Here is an 18,185-nt window from a genome sequence, read left to right as displayed (position 1 = left end):
CCTGTGCTGGCCGGTTCGGCCGCCTCCACCAGACCCCGGCTTCCCGCCACAGCCGATCTCGCGCAGCGCTATCTCCTCACAGCCACCTCCCTCGCTCGTAACCCATCCGATTCCATGGGATACGAAGAGGCCTTCCCCCGTCGTCGTCGCCCATGTTTATGGCCAACTCCGCCCCTGGTCCCAGCAAGAGCGACGCGATCGAAACACCGACCGGAAGTTTGTGCGATCCGGCACAGCCGCCGTCGGTGTCGCGTCCGCGAACGGGCCTGCGTCGGTCCGTGGGCCCGATGGCCTCGCCTTTCGCTTACTCAACGGCTGGGCGTCACCGGGCCGGTCGGGTACGGCAGGCTCGGCAGGTTCGGCTCGTACACGGCGAAGTGCTCCGGGCACAGCCAGAGGTACTGGCCAGTGGGAGATCGAACCCGCCGCAGGTCGGCGAAGCCCCGGTTCGGGTCCAATTCGAGCAGCAGTTCGCGCAGCCGCCGCAGTGCTGCGCCCTCGGCCCGGGTCAGACCGGACTGGTCGACATCGCGATCGGTGGCGTCGACTGACACCGCGTCGCCCAGCGACTTGATCAGCGCCGATACGTTACTGGTGGTCTGATCGTCGGTTATCAGCTTCGCCCCGCCGCCGACGATGGGGGCGACCACGCCCACGATGCGCACGGCGATCCGTAGGTACGGGGCCACGTCAACGAACCACTCCCGCGGCCGAGTGAACGTGTACGCCGGCGGAACCTCGTGCTGGCTGCCGTGCTCCTCACACCACAGGGCGAGCCGCCATCTCGACTGCCAGGCCCTGCGCGGGTCAAACTTGGCCGGGTCCGTCGGGGCAATACTCACCAGGCGTGGGCAGTCGGTCACCTCCTGGTCGAAGGCACGCATGACCGATCGCATCGCGGCCGCCTGGTCGGTGATCTCGCGCCGCAGGCCGCCGACCTCGCGACGCAGCTCGTTGATCGGGTTCGACGCAGAGTCGAACCCGTCGAGCAGCGAACTGATGCTCACGTTCTCGACGCATGACAGGCAGGTAACCGTCATGGTGCCGCGGGCCTGCAGCTTCTCCAGCGCACGGACCGGGAACAGGCCGGTACACCGAGCGACCGTCGCGTGACGCTCGCTGCCACCCTTGCACGGCACCACGATCTCATACTGGAGGCCGGGCCACCGGGTCGCGCATAGGTATTCCAAGGTGTCGCGCAGGGTGTTGAAGAAGAACCGGGGCGCCTCACCGACCACGGTGATCGTGAGCGTACGGTCGCGGCCCAGTTCGATCAGGCCCTCCGTCTCGTACACCGGATGACGCAGCACCATCCCACGCCGCCAACGCACACCGTCGGCGAACCGCTGATTGCGCACGATCAGCCAGGGCATCAGGCCGAGCGGGTCATCGGAGAATCGACACTGCAGCCGCAACTCCGAGATGCCGGCCGGGAGATCCCACGCCACGGACGGGAAGTCGAAGTCGGGCCGCTCGTACGGCAGCAGTTGGGCGACCAGGCTCTCCTCCGCTCCCTCGACGCGGTAGGACACGTCGAACTTCTCCATCAGGCGCAGGAAGTACGGATGTAGCGAGCGGGGATAGCCCGGCGCGCCGCCCAGCCAGATGTACTCCAGGCGTCTGTGATCGAGCATGCCGCCGTTCAACCTGGTTGCGCGGTCCTCGAGGACGTAGCTGATCGCCTTGGTCAACCATTCCGGCTGCAGGACGACGAAGTTGCGCAGGCCGTCGTCGTCGCCGAAGTAGACGACGTAGCCCAACTGGTGCAGAAACGACAGGAAGACGTCGATCTCGTCGTCTTCCAGCGCACCGTAGTCCGCACAGCAGCGGTCGAACTCCTCCCGCGTCAGGTACGCCCGGTCCATCGCGGTGATCTGATCGCGGGCGATCAGCCACCGTTCGCTGACTGGGCTGCCCATGTGCGGCATGCCGGCCGCCGCGATCCGGATGGCGCTGGCCAGCTCCTGAATGCCAAGGCCGCTTGCGCTGTCGACCGTGAGCGTGCCAACCAGTACGTCACCAAATGCCTGACGCAGCGACGCGAAGTCCAGCTCGGGCTGCCGTTCGTCGCCGTGCGTGGCGACGACCAGGATCCGGGCCGCGCGCCCGATCCTCAGGCGGATGCGGCGGATCCAGTCGGCAACGGCATTCTCCTCCTGGCCCTCGCGGGGCCGCCACACGATGAGGTAAACCGTATTCGGGCTGAAGAAGAACTGGTGCGTGACCCGGTAGACCTCCTGGCCGCCGAAGTCCCACGTCCGCAGCGTCAGCGGGTCGGGCACATCCGGGTCGGGATGCTCCACCACCATCGTGTTGATCTCGATTCCGTGGGTGGTGGGCCGGTTGACCACGAACGGATTGCCGCGAAGAGCCTCCACCAGCGAAGTCTTCCCGACGTTGCCCTCACCGACTAGGACCACTTTGGCCTCGTAGTGGCGCACACCGTCGCGGGCGATGCTGTGAATGAAGAGCCGGGCCGCGTCGATGCCATGCTCCAGCGCGTTGGCCAGTGTCGGATCCAGGAAGTTGTCGTCGACGCGCAGGTCCACGCCTGGCGGCAGCTTCGCCAGTTGCGGGTCCAGGTTCGTGAGTCCGTTGCTCGACAGGTCCAGCAGTGTCAGCCGTGGCAGGCCAAGCACTTCCCCGCCGACCGACAGGCCAGGATTGCGGTCGAGCCGGAATTCGCGTAGTTCGGAGAGGAAACAGCCGGGCAGTCCGCCGAGGAGGTTGTCCCCGACGTCGAGGTCCTCCAAGTACTGCAGGTTGTTGAGGTCCGGCTCGATTGCGATGAGGCCATTGCGGCGCAGCGACAGCGACCGTATGAACACCGGGTGCCCCGACGGGAAGCGCAACCTGTGGATCCGATTGAGATCCAAGTTCACCTTCGTCAGGTGCCGGCAGGCGCGCAACGCAGCCGGGAACTCGGTGAACTCGTTGTTCGACAGGTCGATGGTGTGGAGGTTGACGAACCCAGCCATGACCGCTGGGCTCAAGTCACGCAGCTGGTTGCCGTGTAGCCGCAGCACCCGCACGTCTTTCGGTCGCATGCCATTGTCGCCGATCGTCGTGTCGAGCAGCTCGGTCAGATCAAGGCCCCCCAGGTCTAGGTCGCCGGCCGCGGCAAAGGGCTGGCCGCGTTTTCCGGGTGAGGTCAACGTGGGCACTCCGCTCTCGCCGCAGTGTCGTCATGTCTGGGTACGACCGCAGGGTAGCCGAGCGGTGGGGCGTTCGTATCCCAACCGCGCAAGCGTTACCAGGCCGCGACCCGGGCGGACTCGAGAGAGCCGGTCGTATCGCGCGAACGTGTCGTCCAACCAGACGTCGGTCGACGGACGCGACTCCAACGTCGTTCCATAGTGGACGGATGTTTCGCTGGATATCAGACGCAATCGGGCCTGTAGAACAGCACCTATCAAGACTCTGGCCATCAAGAGCTGGCTGGCCTGCGGAAACATAGATCAACCGCCACACTCGATCTCGTCCACGGTGGACCTTTGTGTTCCGAAAGGGATCCGCCGTTTGGCAACGGTCCAGGTCGGCGCGTGCTGGCGGGGATCCGTCCGTACTGGCTGGCCCGGATCTTGGAAGGTGCCAGGCGAATGCACTGGCACCGGCGGGATGCTCTCCGGGTCTGATTCCGGCTGACGCCGGGCCTGCCGCCGCCGGGACGCGGCCGGGCCACGACCCGGCCCCTCGGCCGAGTCTGCAGCTGGCCGGAGGAGCGCAACCCGCTGCGCAGGCGGAGTGGTCCATTCCGGTCGGCGCAGCAGGGATCGCCGGAGGGCTGACAGGCAGCTAATACGCGCGCCGCGGTCAGTGACCATCGGGTATGGTGCCACCCTCGGCGGCAGCCTGTTCGGCGGACTCCACCCAGTTGAGGATCAGCCCGACTTCGGCGACGAGTTGCGCCAGGTTGATCTGTCCGACGCCAGGCAGTTTCGCTGCGGTCGCCGACGATCGTGACTTGCGGGCCAGCTTCCGCGGCGGGCGCGTCGACCTGGTGGCGGTAGTGGGCGATGACCTGCTCGGCTTAGACGGCCGCAGGTGGTGTTGAGGTCAAGGTGGCCGAGGAGCTTCGCGGCGATTCCGATCGGCAGTCCCCGTTGCCCGCCTCGGTGGAGAAGATGCGCCAAGAAGTCGTCCGGCGTGAACCGCAGCGCACTGCCGTCCACGCCGACGATGCCCGCCCGCTCGACCAGTTCGGCGATCCGGTCACGCAGGAACACCGCGTTCATGACCTCAAGGAGGCATAACTCACCCGCCGGAACAGATGGGGCAGCTTTGTGGGCCGACCGTGCGCTCATGCGCGTCGTACCGACTGAGCAGCGGAACGGTGCCAGTGACATCCTTGACGCGGCGGACGATTCGGGCCAGGACGCGATCAGGTCGGGTCGGGCTGGATCAACCCGTTTGCGGTCCGCCCTGGAGGGGTGATCTGCATCAGCGCCACCGTGTCCCCGGCCGGGCCTGATGCTACCGGATGCTCAGATGGGTCAGCCCCAGCATCGCTCGACCCGGACGCAGTTTCGGCGCAGCACTTCGACCGCCGCCAATGTCCAAAATGCCCTGTCGGCGGCGCGGTCGACGTCGAACGCGACGTCCGCGAGAATCCTCAATACCGCCCAGGGCGTCCTGTCGGAAACCAGTCGTAGCCGACGGTTGCCGGGGCGAAAGTGGCGCCCATACATTGACCTGTATTGCTGTGATCACTTTCCGTTACGTCGATGGGGTGGGTGATGATCGACGCGACTCTGGTGACCGTCCACGGCTTCTGGTCCTCGCCGCGGACTTGGGACCGGTTGACCTCCGTGTGGGCCCACGACGAGCGCCTCGCGGGACTGCGCATCCACCACTTTGGGTATCCGTCGCCCAAGGCGCCGCGGCTACCGTTCTCGCCCACTCGGATCCCGGACTACGAGGACATCGCACAGGCCCTCGCCAACGAGTACAGCGTGCGGCTCGCTGATGCGGGCGCCGTCGTGTTCGTCACCCACAGCCAGGGCCGCCTAATCCTGCAGCGCTTCCTCGTCTGGATGCTGCACGAGCACCGCGGCCGCGAACTCGCCCGGATCGCTTCGGTGGTGACCCTGGTCTGCCCGAACAACGGCGCCGACTACCTGCGCTCGCTGCGCCGCTATCTGGGCTACCGCCGCCATCCCCAGGCGGGCGAGCTGGAGACGTTGAACCGGGAGGTCGCGGACACCCAGCGAGCGGTACTGCAGGACATCGTCAACGCCAGCGGCATCGGCGAGTACCGGTGTCGCATACCGGTGCACGTTTACGCCGGCATCGCCGACGGCGTCGTCCCGGCCGCGTCCGCGCAAGCCACGTTCCCGGGCGCCGGCAGTATCGCGGGCAACCACTACTCGATCCTCGACCCGGAATCACCGGGCGGCAGCACCGCCGAGACGGTTCGGCACCATCTGCTGACCGATCTGTCGGCCCACAACCGCCTCCCGCCGCGGCCGCCGAATGGGCGACGGCCATCGGTGACGGTCAACAACAGCAGGAACGTCGTAGTCGGCGACCACAACACCATCGTGCAGCACTCCGGGCGGCCGGACGGCGACGAGGATCTGCGATGACACGGCGGAAGGACGAATACGACCAACCGGTTCGGGTGTACGCGCCGATCCACGGCACGGGCATGATCAGCACTGACGGAGCTGACGTCCTGCGCATCAGACGGTCGCGGGTCATGATCGGTGATGACAACACCGCACACGAACGGCACCACTACACCATCGAGCGGGTCCGGATCGGCAACGTTGAGTGCGCCGCGATCGGGACGGCTTACCGGGACTGGATCCTCAAAGTGCTCGACGAAACCGTCAATCGCTCCGCCATGGCGAACCGGCGCGAGGGTAGATCTTCGTCAGGGTTATGGAACCGATGATGACGCCACGTGCGCGCGTATCCAGTAACTCGGCTGGGTCTCGCCAACGCAGAGCTACACCTGGCGGCGCACCTTGAGGTCGCTGCCCAGGCTGGCCTGTACGCCGGTCCGGTTCACCCCAACTGACGGCGAAGCCCTAGATACCGCACTGTTCAGCGTGCCATCGCGCAATCCTGCACCACGAATTCGTACCAGCGGCTGCCGATCAACGGAAGCTCCAGCGTCATCATCCGGCGCGAGCCGTCGGCAGTGGCCACCGAAAGGTCGACCGGCACAGCCATAGCCGCGACGTTGTCCGCACAGGTGACGGTCGCGCTCACCGCAAACCAGCCGGTGGCAGCCGGCGCAATCCACTGCTGACCCCAGACCATGACGTCAGCCGCCTTTCCAGCGCCGGCGACCTCGACCGGCATCGGGCCGCCATTGGTAACCGCAATGCTCCCTTCGATGATCACCTGGCCATCCCTGCCCGCGACGGATTCCAGCCCGCGACAGCAAGGAACGACGACGCCTCAGCAGCCCGCCGGCCCTGCTCCTGGCAGCCTCCCACCGCTGCCCAACCGCCGCACCCACCAAGACACCAAACAGCGCCACTTTTCGCGGAGATCGCGGCCGAACTGCACCTCACCGCACCAGATCCTCACCACGAGCGGCGCTCCAGGTGCTCCACAGATCGGCGTAGGTGCCGCCCCGTGCCACGAGGTCGTGGTGGGTGCCCTGCTCGGTCACACGGCCGTGCTCCATCACGACGATCCGGTCGCAGGTAGCGGCCTGGGACAGCCGGTGGGCGATCACCAACCCGGTGCGCCCCGCCAGCACTGCGTCGGCTGCACGGTCGAGCAGGCCGGCGTGGGCCGAGCCGGCCTCGGCGGTCGCTTCGTCAAGGATTGCCAGTTCCGGGTCGGCGAGCAAGAGACGGACCAGGGCGAGTTGCTGTGCCTGTGCGTCGGTGAGTCGGTGTCCGCCGGTGCCGACTACAGTGTCGAGGCCGTCGGGAAGCAGGTCGAGCAGCCCGGCTGTGCCGGTAGTGTCGAGCGCCGCGCGGATGTCGAAGTCGGTGGCATCAGGCGCGGCGAGGGTGAAGTTCTCGCGCAGAGTCCCCGCGAACACATGAGCTTCCTGCGTGATGACTGCCGTACGGTCGGGCCGGACGACGCTCCCGGTCTCAGGTCGGTGGATGCCGGCAATCACGGCGGCGAGCGTGGTCTTGCCGGCGCCCGAGGCGCCGACGACGCCGACGCGCTGACCGGCCGGGACGTCGAGCGTGATGTCGTCGAGCACACAGGGACCGTCGCCGTAGCGGAATGCAACCTTGTGGAGCCGGATGGCGGTCGCCGTGTCTGCCGGTGTCAACGAATCCTCGGCGTTGTCCGCTGCTGGGATGGTGACGACGCCGATCATGCGGTTCAGTGATGCGAGGGCGGACTGGAGGGTGTCGAGGACGAACAGCAGCTGGTTGACGGGTCCGAGCAGGCGCAGGATGAGCAGCGCGGCTGTGGTGGCGCCGCCGACGGTCGAGTCTCCGTGGTCGATGAGGACGAAGCCGACGACGAGTACGGCGGCCAGGCTCAGGCACTCGCCGAGGTTGAGGCGGGCATTGAGCATGCTCTGCACGATCCGGGCGCGCAGCGACTGCACCGCGACACCCCAGGAGGCACGCATCACGGCGCGGTGCCGCTGTTCGGCGAGCCCGAACCCGAGGACGGTGGCGTAGCCGTGCTGGGACTCGACGATCTGCTGAGCACGTGCGCTCATCGCGGTGCGCTCGTCGCGGTACACCTGCGGCCCGGTGCGCAGGTACCAGCGCATGGCGAGCACGTAGACCGGCAGCACGACGGCAAAGGCGGCGGCGTAGGGCCATTCCAGCACCGCGAGCCCGCCCAGTGACACGACGATGGTGCAGGCGGTCACGGTGAGCGCCGGGATCACCGCGGGGGCGGCATCGGCCACGGCGGTGACGTCGTCGCTGGACCGGGAGATCAGGTCTCCGGTCCCGGCGCGTTCGACAATGTGCTGCGGGATTGTCATGGCGCGGCCCACGAGTCGTTCGCGCAATGTGGCGAGGATGGTGTGGTACGCGCGGGTGGCGAGCACGATCGTCAGCGCGGTGCCCGCCGCGCTGAGGACTGCCGCGGACGCCATCGCTGCTGTGATGGTCAGCACGGTGCCGAGGTCGGCGGTGCCTGCCTGCAGGCGGTCGACGAGGTACCCGATCGCCATGGATGGGATCAGGTCGACGCCGGTGCTGGCGATCCCGAGCACGCCGGTCGCGGCGAGCCGGAGCCGATGCCCGCGGCTGAGTCGCCACACCTCCCTGGCGGTCGCCCGGCCGCCCGCAACCGGCAGACCGGTATCGGCTGGTGTGCTCCAGGTCGCCGCGGATTCGCCGCTCACTGTACGCTCCCTGGGTCCGCTGGTACGTCATTGAGCAGCTCGATGACGCGGTCGCAGGCACCGAGCAATGCCGGGGCCGAGGCGATCAGCAGCGTTGAGCGCCCCTGACGGACATCGTGCAGTCGGCTGGCGATGGCATGCTCGGTGACCGAGTCGACTGCGGTGGTCGGGTCGTGCAGCACGAGCACGGGCGCTGTGCTCGCCAGGGCGCGGGCGAGCGCGACCCTCTGGCGCTGGCCGCCGGACAGGCGGTTGCCGCCCTCACCGACCGGGACGTCGAGGTCGGCTGCGAAGTCGTCGCACGCGGCGGCTCGCACCGCGGCGTCCACCCGCTCGGGCGCATCAGTGGTGACGGTGAGGTTGCCGCGGAGCGTGCCGCTGAACAGCGTGGCGCGGTGCGGGGCGACGGTGACCCGGGATCGGTACTCGGCCGGAGACAGCTCCCGCGCTAAGCGTCCGTCGAGCCGGACCTGGACCTCGCCGCCAGCCCGCGGGTCCAGCAATGTGTCGACTATGCGAGCCGCGGTCCGATCGTCGGCACGGACTCCCACGAGCTCGCCCGGCTCCACCCTGACCGATGTGCCGTGCCCAGAGATGCTCGGCACAGAGATCTCCAGCACGGGTAGTGGCGCGACCTCGTACCGGGTCGCGTCGCCGGGTCCAGCCGTGCGGGTGTCGTTGTCCCGCAGCACGTCGAGGACGCGCGCGGCCGAGGCGCGGGCTCCGGCCAGGTTGGGGATGGACGCGTTCGCGATGGACTCGATCTGCGGCAGGAGTGCCTGGGTGAGGCCGACGGCGGCGATCAGCTCGCCGATGCTCAGCTGCCCGTCCACGGCGAACCAGCCCGCCGACCCCATCACCGCAGCGACGAACACGCCGGTGACCACCCCCGAGCCCACGAGGAGCCTCCCCAGCAGCCCCGCATTGCGGTTGGCGCCGGCGAGGGTCTGCTGGCTTGCCTGCCGGTACCGCCTCGTCGCTTCCGCCTCGGCGCGGATACCGATCCCCTTGACGACGCGGTAGCCGGCGACGAGGTCGGCGGCCCGCCCGACGGTGGAGGCCAGCAGCTCCTGGTACTCGCGGGTGTCCCGGGAGAGCCGCTCGCTGAGCACGCCCATCAACCAGACCGCGACAGGCGCTCCGATCAGCACCACGAGTCCGAGCAGCCAGTGCGTCGCCAACAGCGATGCCGCGATGAATCCGATGGCCGTGATCCTCGCGATCGGCATGATGACCAGGATCACCGCGTTGGCCAGGCGGGCAACGTCGTTCGTCATCACCGAGACGACGCTGCCGTCTGGCGCATGGGCGGTGCCGCCGACCGGATGCAGCACGCCGGTGGACAGGGTGCTGCGGAGCCGGTGCTGCAGTAGCTGCACCGCACAGGCGGTGAGCCGCAGCGCGAGCTTCGCCGCCGCCGTCAGCGCGACGTAAAGGGCGACCAGCGCACCGAGCCACAGCGTCAGCTGTCCCGTGTCTGCGGTCGCCAGCGCCCGGTCGATCGCGAGCCCCATCACCACCGGGACCGCCGCCTCGCCCACCTGCCACACGATCGCCAGCAGCATCGCGGGAACGCTGACCCGCCGCACCGAGAAGATCACGCGCAGCAGGAACCTGCCCGCAGTGATCCCCGCCGCGGCCTCGAACGGCCGGGCCTCGAGCGGCTCGGCGGGTGCGTCCAGGAGGACGGGCAGCCGGCGGGTCAGCGGTCCTCGTCCCAGTCCCGCTGGGTCGACGGGCGAGGGACGCCTCACGCCTGTCTCCGGTCCCTGCCCAAGGGCACCACGTGCGGCGTGCCGACCACGGGGTCGGGCACGACCAGACAGCCCAGTCCGAAGACCTCCTCGACCAACTCGGCTGTCACGATGTCCGCCGGCGCCCCCTCGGCGACGACGGTGCCGTTCTTCATGGCGATGAGGTGCGTGCCGAAGCGCGCGGCGTGGTTGAGGTCGTGCAGGACCGCGACCAGGGTGTGGCCGACGTGGTTGAGGTCGGTGAACAGCTCCATGAGCTCGATCTGGTGGGTGATGTCGAGGAATGTCGTGGGTTCGTCCAGCAGCAGGATGTCGGTGTGCTGCGCGAGTGCCATCGCCACCCACACCCGCTGCCGCTGGCCGCCCGAGAGTTCGTCGACCAGGCGGCCCGACAGGTCGGTGACGGCGGCCGCCTCCATCGCCCTCAGCACCGCGCGCTCGTCGTCCTCGGTCCACTGCCGGATGAACCCCTGATACGGATACCTGCCGCGCGCGACCAGATCGGCGACGGTAATCCCGTCGGGCGCTGCCGCGGTCTGCGGCAGCAGACCGACCCGTCGTGCGACCTCCTTCGTCTTGTAGGACCGGATGTCCGCCCCGTCCAGGATCACCTGCCCGGCAGTCGGCTTGAGCAGCCGGGCCAGCCCCCGCAGCAAGGTGGACTTGCCGCAGGCGTTCGGCCCCACGATCACTGTGAACGACGCATCCGGGATGGACACCGAGAGGTGTTCGGAGATGATCCGCTTGTCGTAGCCGATGGATGCTCCCGCGACGCGGAGCCGGGCCGCGTCGATGACGTTGTGCTCGGGCATGAGGTCGTGATCCTCGGTGGAAGGGGCAGACAGGTTCACAGGTGTCTCCTGGCTTCGGTGAACAACAGCCAGCCGAGGTAGCCGCCGCCAAGCATGACGGTGATGATCCCCACCGGCAGCGGGGTCGGGGCGATGTGCTGGGCGATGTAGTCCGCCGCGAGGCACAGCAGGGCGCCCACGAAAGCGGCAGGCGCGAGCGTGATCCCCGCCGTGCGGGCCAGCCGACGGGCGATCTGCGGGGCGACCAGGGAGATGAATGCAATCGGCCCCGATGCGGCGGTGACCGTCGCCGTCAGCGCTACCCCCGCGACGACCAGGCCGAGGCGTACCAGCGAGACCCGTACTCCTTGGGAGGCGGCCGCATCGTCACCCAGCTCCATCTGTCGCATCGGCCGGCTCAACATCGCCGCCAGCAGTAGGAGCACAGCGATGCAGGCGCCGCCGATGACCACCTGATCCCAGGACACCCCGTTGAGTGACCCGGCGCCCCACGCAGCGGCGGCCATCGCGGCTTTCAGGTCAGCTTCGAGGATTAGCCAGGTGTTGAGCGAGCCGAGCATCGCCGAGACGCCGACGCCAACGATGATCAGCCGGAATCCCTGCACGCCTCGCCGGTAGGCGAGCACGTACACGACGATGGCGGTGGCCATGCCGCCCAGCAACGCCCCGCCGACCAACTGCATGTAGGTGCCGTTGATGAGGAGGATCACGATCAGCGCGCCGGTGTAGGAGCCCTGGGAGAATCCGATGATGCCGGGGTCCGCGAGCGGGTTGCGCAACATTGACTGGAAGACCGCCCCGCTCACCCCCAGTGCGGCACCGAACACCAGTGCCGCAGCCACACGGGGGAGCCGCCACTCGACGACAATGTCGTGGACCAGTCCGGTCTCACCGCCGGTCAGCGCGGAGACCACCTGCCCGGCGCTGAGCTGGTAGGAGCCGGTCATCAGCGCGAGCACCGCCATGCAGGCAACTGCGAGGGCGAGCGCCGCGCAGACGATGACCGCGCGCCACTCAAGCCGCACCGCGATCCTCCAGCGCCGTAACGTCAGCACGCGCCGCCCGAAGTCCACCCGCTCCCTGGGAGCCCCGCCCGTCGAGTGACTGCGAGTCAACCGTGACCGAGACGAAATGCCTGTCCTCATAGTCCGCTCGCCTTCTTCCGCCGCACCATCGCGATGAGCACGGGGGCACCGATGAAGGCTGTCACGATGCCCACGGGAATCTCACCGGGCTGCAGGATGAGGCGGCCGAGGATGTCGGAGGACAGCAGCAGGCTCGGGGCGAGAAGGATGCTGTAGGCGAAGATCCAGCGTTGGTGCGGCCCGACGAGCCAGCGCGCCACGTGCGGGACCATGAGTCCGACGAAGCCGATGGGTCCGGCGATCGCGGTGGCGCCGCCCGCGAGCAGGGTGAGCGCGATGATCGCGAGGACGCGGGTGCGCGCCAGGCGGACGCCCTGGGCGGCGGCGAGTTCGTCGCCCAGGGCCATGGCGTTGAGCGGGCCCGACACGGCGAGGGCGAGAACGAGTGCCACCGCGAAGAACGGCAGGATCGGCCACACCAGGTCGAGTGGTCGGCCCACGATCGAACCGGCGTTCCAGGATCGCATCGCGTCGAAGGCGTCCGGGTTGGTCAGTTGGAGCGCCTCCCTGCCGCCCCCGAGCACCGCGCCGACGCAGACACCGGCGAGCACCATGACCACCGGCGACTGCCCCTGCCGCGTCGACCCGAGGGCCAGCACCATGAGCGTGACGATCAGCGCCCCCGCGAAGGCGAACCACATGTAGCCCTGAATGTCGCGGACGCCGAGCACGCCCACGGCGACCGTCACCGCGAAGGACGCACCGGCATGGACGCCGAGAATTCCCGGATCGGCCAAGGGGTTGCGGGTGAGCGCCTGGATCAACGCGCCCGACAGGCCGAGCGCGACACCGACGACCAGACCCACGACCGTGCGCGGCAGCCGGTAGTCGCGGATCGCGAACTGGTCGATATCGGCCGATGGATGGAACAGCGCGTCCCACACCACTGACAGCGGGATCGCCGTCGATCCGATCATGACGCTCAGCACCAGCAAGGCGAGAAGCACCAGCAGCGCTGTCACCAGGCCGAGTAGACGGCGACGCGGTCCGGGCACCGTCACGGTGCCCGGACCGCGTCGTCGCAGGGCGAGGGCTGTCACGCCTTAGCGGGGAGGGACGCCAGTGCACTGTCGAGCGAGTCCAGGTACTGCAGGACGGGCCCGTAGGAGTTGTTGCCGGGGCAGAAGACTCCGAGCGCATGACCGGAACTCACGGCAGGCAGCGCTTTCCAGGTGTTGGTCTCGACCACCGGCGCGAAGGCCTTCTTCGGCTGTCGTTCGGCGCCGACGGGGTAGAGGATCACGTCGTACTTGGACAGCTCGGCGATCTTCTCGAACGGCAAGTCCGTCCAGGCCAAGGGATCGTTGCCGCTGGCCGCCTTTGGGGTGTTCAGGCCGACGTCGTCCGTGGCGATCTCGACGCAGCCGATGTCCGTGATGACGAACGTCCCGGGATCGGAGGAATCCCAGCGGTCGACCGCGACGAACGAGGTGTCAGCGATGATCTTGCGGTAGGTCCCCTGGATCTTCGCGACCTTGTCCTTGAACTCCGCCTTCTGCTTGCTCACCGCATCCGTTAGGTTGCCGGCCTCCGCGAGCGCGTCTGCGAAGGCCTTCCACTCGGTGTCGAGCCCCCAGAAGACCGTCGGGGCGATCGCCCCCAGCTGCTTCTCGATCGTCTTGAACTCACTGTCGGGCACCTGAATCAGAATGAGGTCCGGCTTCAGGCTGGCGAGTTTCTCCAGGTCGACCTCACCCGTGTCGGCCCCGAGGCCTGTGGCGGCCTTGAACGTAGCCTTCTGCGCTGCGGGAAGAAGGTCCAACGCGGAAGCGGAAATCTCCGTGACGCCTACCGGTTTCCCGCCGATGTCGATGAACGGCTGACTCGTGTTGCCGAGTGTGACCACTCGCTGTGGGTCGGCGGGAATCTCGATGGTGCCGTTGCCGGCCTTGACGGTGCGGGTTTTGGCGGCCTTGTCGCCGGCGTCGTCGCCGCCACTGCCGCAGGCGGTGAGGACGAGCGCGGCACTCAACAAGGCGGCGAGGGCCGCGACGCGGCGTCTCAGTGGTGTCGTGGTCATAGATGTATTCGTTTTCCTCTGCTTCGTTGGGCTGAACGTCAGTGGGTGTCGGCGGGGATGAGTTCGTGAACGCTGGTGCCCCAGCCGACGGTGTGCTGCGCGGCGCGGACGAGACCGGCCTGCGCGATGACCGCGTCGAGTTCGGTGGCGGTGCGCAGGCCGGAGCCGTGTGCGGTGAGGGCGAGCAGGTCTGCTTCGCCGTCGTGTTCGTCGAGGTCGTCGGTGTCGAAGAGGTCTTCGACCAGCAGCACCCGGCCTCCCGGCAGGAGGTTCTCGGCTGCTCGGCGCAGCGCATGGGCAGCATCGGCATCGGCCAGGGTCTTGAAGGCGCGGATGATGAACACGGCGTCGGCAGCGGGGCTGGGTTCGAAGATAGACTGCTCGACCACATTGACCCGCGCGCGCTGCTGCTCGTCGGGGATCGTGTCGGGCAGGTCGCGACGCAGCCAGTCCGCCTGTGCGGGCAACGCGCAGATCGTCACGCGCAGGTCTTCATGGGCGGCGGCGAACTCCCGGACCTGGGCCCCGGCACCGCCGGAGTGCAGCACCAGGTGCCGGACTCCGGCGAGCAGTCCCGACTTGGCGATCGGCTCGGCCAGCGCGGCCTGGAACTTCGCGAGGCGTTCCAGGTAGCGGTCCTCGTACTCCTGTTCGGCCCGTACCTCGGTGAAGGTTTGGCCAGTGACCGAGGCGTATGACGGCTGGCCGGTGCGGATCGACTCGGTGAGCCCGTGGATGCCGAGCATCTCGCGCCCCGCCACCCCGGCGGGATGTAGGAGGTCGGCCATGAACTCGACGGTCAGGACCTCACCTACTGGCGTCAGGCCGTAGTGGCCCGGTTCAGTCTCGATTACCACGTCCAGGGTGTGCAGGTAGCGCAGCAGTTTGCCCAGCGCCCGCTCATTGGCGTCCGCTTTGATGGCCAGGTCCTTGACGCCGGTCACGCCGCGGGAGATCAGCTCGGGAATTCCCAGTTCGACGGCGGTGCGGATCGCGATCGGCGCGATCAGTTCGGTCAGGTTATGCAGCTTCTCGAACGGCGTTTTCGTCTTCTCGGGGTCGGGCACCGCCTTGTCGGTCTCCAGGGCGACGACCTCGCCGCGACGCCAGTACCCGGTGAACTCGATGTCCTCTTTCGGCATGCCCCGGTCCTCGACCAGTTGGCGCCGGATGTCTCGCACCGTCGTCTGTTCCCCGGCGAGCCACGCGAAGGGCCTGCCGTCCCACCAACCGCAGTTCCTGACCGCATCCAACAGCAGGGGCGTGGTACCCGCTTCTGCGCCGTCGCGCACGAGCCAGGTCACCTCGACGCCGGGCGGTTCATGCAACTCCTGACGATGATCGTGCGCAGCGATCTCGATGAACACCTGTGCCCGGGTATCCGAGGCGATCTCGTCGAGCAGGCGGCCGATTGCGGGAAGCGCAGTGTCGTCGCCTGCCACAAGCAGCCAGTCCACCCCCGCAGGGAATGCCTTGGAACTGCCGGGGCCGGCGATATGGATGCGGTCACCTGGCTGGGCGCGGTACGCCCAGGTCGTCGCCGTGCCCACGCCGTGCTTGACGAAGTCCACGCTGAGTTCGCCGGCCTCGGGATCCCAGCGACGCACGGTGTAGACCCTCGACAGTGGCCGGGGGTCTCTTGGCACGTCGATGCTCTTCTCCCGCTGCACCGGCAGCACCGGCTCGGTCTGGCCGGGGTAGCAGAACGCCAGCCGGATGTCGTCGTCGAAGCCTGTCGAATCGAATGCCGGCTGGGGGAAGCCATTTGCCGAGGTGAACTCGCCGAGCTGCGCACCGGCCAGCGTGACCCGCCGCATCCCCGGCGTCAGGTCCACCACCCGGACGACCTCGACCTCCCGCAGGGTCACGGGACGCACGGTGAGTTGGCGTGAGGTTTTCGGCATGCTGAGGAACAGTCCTTCCGGATCGCTTCGAGGGTGGCCAGGGCCGCGCGCGGCCATCAGCAGGAGATCCGCTGGTAAGGTTAGGCAAGCCTCACCTCCAGCGGTGTGCGCAGATCGCCATATAGTTAGGAGGCACTGGAAGTGGATCTACCTCCGCTGGGCACGAGCCAACCGCCACCGATTCCTCAGGTGCGGTCGAGCGGCTCATGGGATCAGACCGAGCATCTCCTGCTCTGGGTCCGTACAGGCTCGGCGCGCGTCCGGTTGGCGAACAATCCGGAGTTTCGGCTCGCCAAAGGCGAGGGCGTCTGGATTCCGGCGGACATCGGCAACTCTTGGACGATCGTCACTGAGCCAGGCACGGTCGCCTTCCCGTTGTTGACACATCCGAGCATCGCAGCCGAGGCCTTGTCGGAGCCGAGGCAGTTCGTGATTCCCGATGGCTGGCAGGACTGGCTGATCCAGCACTTCAACCTCAGGATCACGCCGCTCACCGGCCACGGATATTCCCAGGATGTCCTCGTCGACCTTCTCCGCGGCCTCGGTCGGCGATCGCCTGCGCGAAGCGGAGACACCCAGCCGTGCCCGGTCGATCCGCTGGCCATGCCGAGAGCCAGCGGGGCCCGAGCAGTGGCCAACGAACTGCTTCGGAATCCCGCGCTCGACCTCACCGTCGCCGAATGGGCGGCACGGGTGCTGTCCAGTCCGCGCACCCTGCTCCGCGACTTCCGCGCTGACACCGGGCTGACTTTCGAGCAATGGCGGCTGCGCTGCCGACTGAACGCTGCCGTCGAGTACCTTGCAGCCGGCTACGGCGGAGACCACGTGGCCGCACGGGTCGGCTTCGCCAGCCGCAACGGCTTCAGCCGCGCGTTCAGGCAGCAATTCGGGTCAACTCCCTACGAGTTCAGCCGTGCGCTCTCGGCGCACCATGCCATCGGTGATCTCTCGCGCGCGACTGCTGCGCGTCAGGCCGACGACCTCGTCAGGATGGTGCGGGAAGGCCAGGTCGCGCCTGATGCACCTGAGTTGCTTCCAGCGACCCGCACAACCTCGCACGCCAACGATGTCCATGTGCTGTGCTGGGCGTACCGCGGCAGCGGCTACCTGGACGTCGGCGATCGCCGTTACGAATGGGGCAGGGGCGTCGCGACCTGGATCCCAGCGGGCGTGGAGCATGTCACGGGTGTTCGCGAGAACTCCATCTCCCTACCGCTTGGCGACGCCAGTACCGGGGACCTGCAACTGACCGAGCCGCTGCAGGCCCAGTTCTCGCCCGCCTGGGACGACTACCTGATGTTCTCCTCTGTAAGCGCCCGCACCCCAGTGCGGCCGGACGACTACAACCCCAGCCACATCCTTGATCTGTTCGCCGATCAAGTCGCCGCGCAGCGAGCGCTGTCGGTACCGATGCCGACCGACCCCCGCGCACGAGAGGCGGCCATGCACTACCTGCGCCACATCAGCGCGTCCGGCGAATCGGCCGCATCCGACATGCCCGCCGACATCCACCGCACTTTCCGCGACGAGACCGGCATGACCTTTGCCCGCTGGCAGTACGCCACTCGCATGCGCATAGCCCGCGACCTGCTCGCCGGCGGCGCCAAACCCAGCGCGGTCGCATGCCGCGTCGGCTACGCACATCTGCCAACGTTCAGTGCTGCCTTCACCCGCTTCCACGGGCTCTCGCCACGCGAATACCAGGAAGGCGAGAAGCGTTAGCCTCGGGTTTCGTTGGCGGCCTTGCCACTCGTTCATCGAGAGCGGCGCGAGCACGCTCAATCCCAACGCAGAGCTGCGGCCGCTTGTAGCGGCAGGACACTCTCTGTCAAGATCGAGCTAGACCGCCGTAGTGCGTGAGATGTGAGCCAACTGCCGGGCGAGACAGGATGATCCACTCCGGGAGTGTTGATCGTCCTATGTAGATTGTCTACTGGCGTCGATTCAAGCGATGCCTGGTCGGATGTCGGCGTTCGATGATCTCATGGCGGTTCTGGTGCCTTGGCTCGGTCGGGTGGAACCGCGGCGCCAAGCGCGCAGGCAATTCCGCTGATTGGCCGAGGATGATCGGCTCATTGGATAGCGTCCGACTATGGATATCAGCGAAGGCGACCCGAACCTGGGTACCGACGCGACTGGTGCACCGCCCGAACGGCCTAACAAGTCCTAACAGAATGATCTAGGGACTTCCGTCCTTTGTAGACTGTGATCTACAGTGTCGACCGTGCGGAAGGGCGAGCAGCCACCATGGATGGTGCCG

At 67.7% G+C, this 18,185-nt stretch carries 13 protein-coding genes; 4 read left to right on the top strand and 9 right to left on the bottom strand.

Going from position 1 to position 18,185, the window contains the following annotated elements; genetic code table 11:
• Nucleotides 1-308: 308 nt before the first annotated feature.
• Nucleotides 309-3,164 (bottom strand): COR domain-containing protein, encoded by a 2,856-nt coding sequence (locus ABZS66_RS27215; RefSeq protein WP_354762355.1) that lies wholly within the window; start codon nt 3,162-3,164, stop codon nt 309-311.
• Nucleotides 3,165-4,061: 897 nt separating this feature from the next.
• Between ABZS66_RS27215 and ABZS66_RS27210 the strand changes: the two genes are divergently transcribed.
• The 3 genes from ABZS66_RS27210 (at nt 4,062) to ABZS66_RS27200 (ending at nt 5,896) form a co-directional block, all read left to right on the top strand.
• Nucleotides 4,062-4,253: a hypothetical protein gene (locus tag ABZS66_RS27210; RefSeq protein WP_354762353.1), complete on the top strand. Its 192-nt coding sequence runs from the start codon at nt 4,062-4,064 to the stop codon at nt 4,251-4,253.
• Between the two features lie 483 nt (nt 4,254-4,736).
• The gene (locus ABZS66_RS27205) at nt 4,737-5,585 is read left to right on the top strand and encodes an alpha/beta fold hydrolase (RefSeq protein ID WP_354762351.1); all 849 of its coding nucleotides are present in this window, start codon (nt 4,737-4,739) and stop codon (nt 5,583-5,585) included.
• Entirely contained in the window at nt 5,582-5,896 is a 315-nt protein-coding gene (locus tag ABZS66_RS27200; RefSeq protein WP_354762349.1) for a hypothetical protein, read from the top strand. Before ABZS66_RS27205 ends, ABZS66_RS27200 begins: the two co-directional genes overlap by 4 nt.
• Before the next feature lie 152 nt (nt 5,897-6,048).
• Here the strand turns inward: ABZS66_RS27200 and ABZS66_RS27195 are convergent, their stop codons facing one another.
• From ABZS66_RS27195 to ABZS66_RS27160, 8 genes are all read right to left on the bottom strand, one after another.
• Nucleotides 6,049-6,351, bottom strand: a complete 303-nt coding sequence (locus ABZS66_RS27195) for a hypothetical protein (RefSeq protein WP_354762347.1) — start codon at nt 6,349-6,351, stop codon at nt 6,049-6,051.
• 169 nt (nt 6,352-6,520) lie between these two features.
• A complete protein-coding gene (locus tag ABZS66_RS27190) occupies nt 6,521-8,290 on the bottom strand; it encodes an ABC transporter ATP-binding protein (RefSeq protein WP_354762345.1) in 1,770 nt (589 codons plus the stop codon).
• A complete protein-coding gene (locus ABZS66_RS27185; protein ID WP_354762343.1) occupies nt 8,287-10,044 on the bottom strand; it encodes an ABC transporter ATP-binding protein in 1,758 nt (585 codons plus the stop codon). The genes ABZS66_RS27190 and ABZS66_RS27185 overlap by 4 nt, the downstream gene beginning before the upstream one ends.
• Nucleotides 10,041-10,856, bottom strand: a complete 816-nt coding sequence (locus ABZS66_RS27180; RefSeq protein WP_354762416.1) for an ABC transporter ATP-binding protein — start codon at nt 10,854-10,856, stop codon at nt 10,041-10,043. The genes ABZS66_RS27185 and ABZS66_RS27180 overlap by 4 nt, the downstream gene beginning before the upstream one ends.
• A gap of 35 nt (nt 10,857-10,891) precedes the next feature.
• Nucleotides 10,892-11,929, bottom strand: coding sequence for an iron chelate uptake ABC transporter family permease subunit (locus tag ABZS66_RS27175; RefSeq protein ID WP_354762341.1), 1,038 nt, complete (start codon nt 11,927-11,929; stop codon nt 10,892-10,894).
• A 68-nt stretch (nt 11,930-11,997) separates the two neighbouring features.
• Nucleotides 11,998-12,963, bottom strand: a complete 966-nt coding sequence (locus tag ABZS66_RS27170) for an iron chelate uptake ABC transporter family permease subunit (protein ID WP_354762339.1) — start codon at nt 12,961-12,963, stop codon at nt 11,998-12,000.
• A 74-nt stretch (nt 12,964-13,037) separates the two neighbouring features.
• Complete coding sequence (locus tag ABZS66_RS27165; protein ID WP_354762337.1) at nt 13,038-14,021, bottom strand: ABC transporter substrate-binding protein; 984 nt, start codon at nt 14,019-14,021, stop codon at nt 13,038-13,040.
• 38 nt (nt 14,022-14,059) lie between these two features.
• A complete protein-coding gene (locus ABZS66_RS27160; protein ID WP_354762335.1) occupies nt 14,060-15,889 on the bottom strand; it encodes a siderophore-interacting protein in 1,830 nt (609 codons plus the stop codon).
• A 177-nt stretch (nt 15,890-16,066) separates the two neighbouring features.
• Between ABZS66_RS27160 and ABZS66_RS27155 the strand changes: the two genes are divergently transcribed.
• Nucleotides 16,067-17,647 (top strand): helix-turn-helix domain-containing protein, encoded by a 1,581-nt coding sequence (locus ABZS66_RS27155; protein ID WP_354762333.1) that lies wholly within the window; start codon nt 16,067-16,069, stop codon nt 17,645-17,647.
• Nucleotides 17,648-18,185: the final 538 nt, after the last annotated feature.

Origin of the sequence: Dactylosporangium sp. NPDC005572 (assembly GCF_040605515.1) — a bacterium.
Lineage (GTDB): Bacteria > Actinomycetota > Actinomycetes > Mycobacteriales > Micromonosporaceae > Dactylosporangium.
Note: the sequence above shows the minus strand (reverse complement) of the source record. Positions and strands in the feature narration are given on the sequence as shown.

Bases quoted from the DNA above. Each gene is read 5' to 3' on its own strand.
- ABZS66_RS27200 (WP_354762349.1), top strand. From the start codon at position 5,582: ATGACACGGCGGAAGGACGAATACGACCAACCGGTTCGGGTGTACGCG.
- ABZS66_RS27180 (WP_354762416.1), bottom strand. From the start codon at position 10,856: ATGCCCGAGCACAACGTCATCGACGCGGCCCGGCTCCGCGTCGCGGGA.
- ABZS66_RS27205 (WP_354762351.1), top strand. From the start codon at position 4,737: ATGATCGACGCGACTCTGGTGACCGTCCACGGCTTCTGGTCCTCGCCG.
- ABZS66_RS27165 (WP_354762337.1), bottom strand. From the start codon at position 14,021: ATGACCACGACACCACTGAGACGCCGCGTCGCGGCCCTCGCCGCCTTG.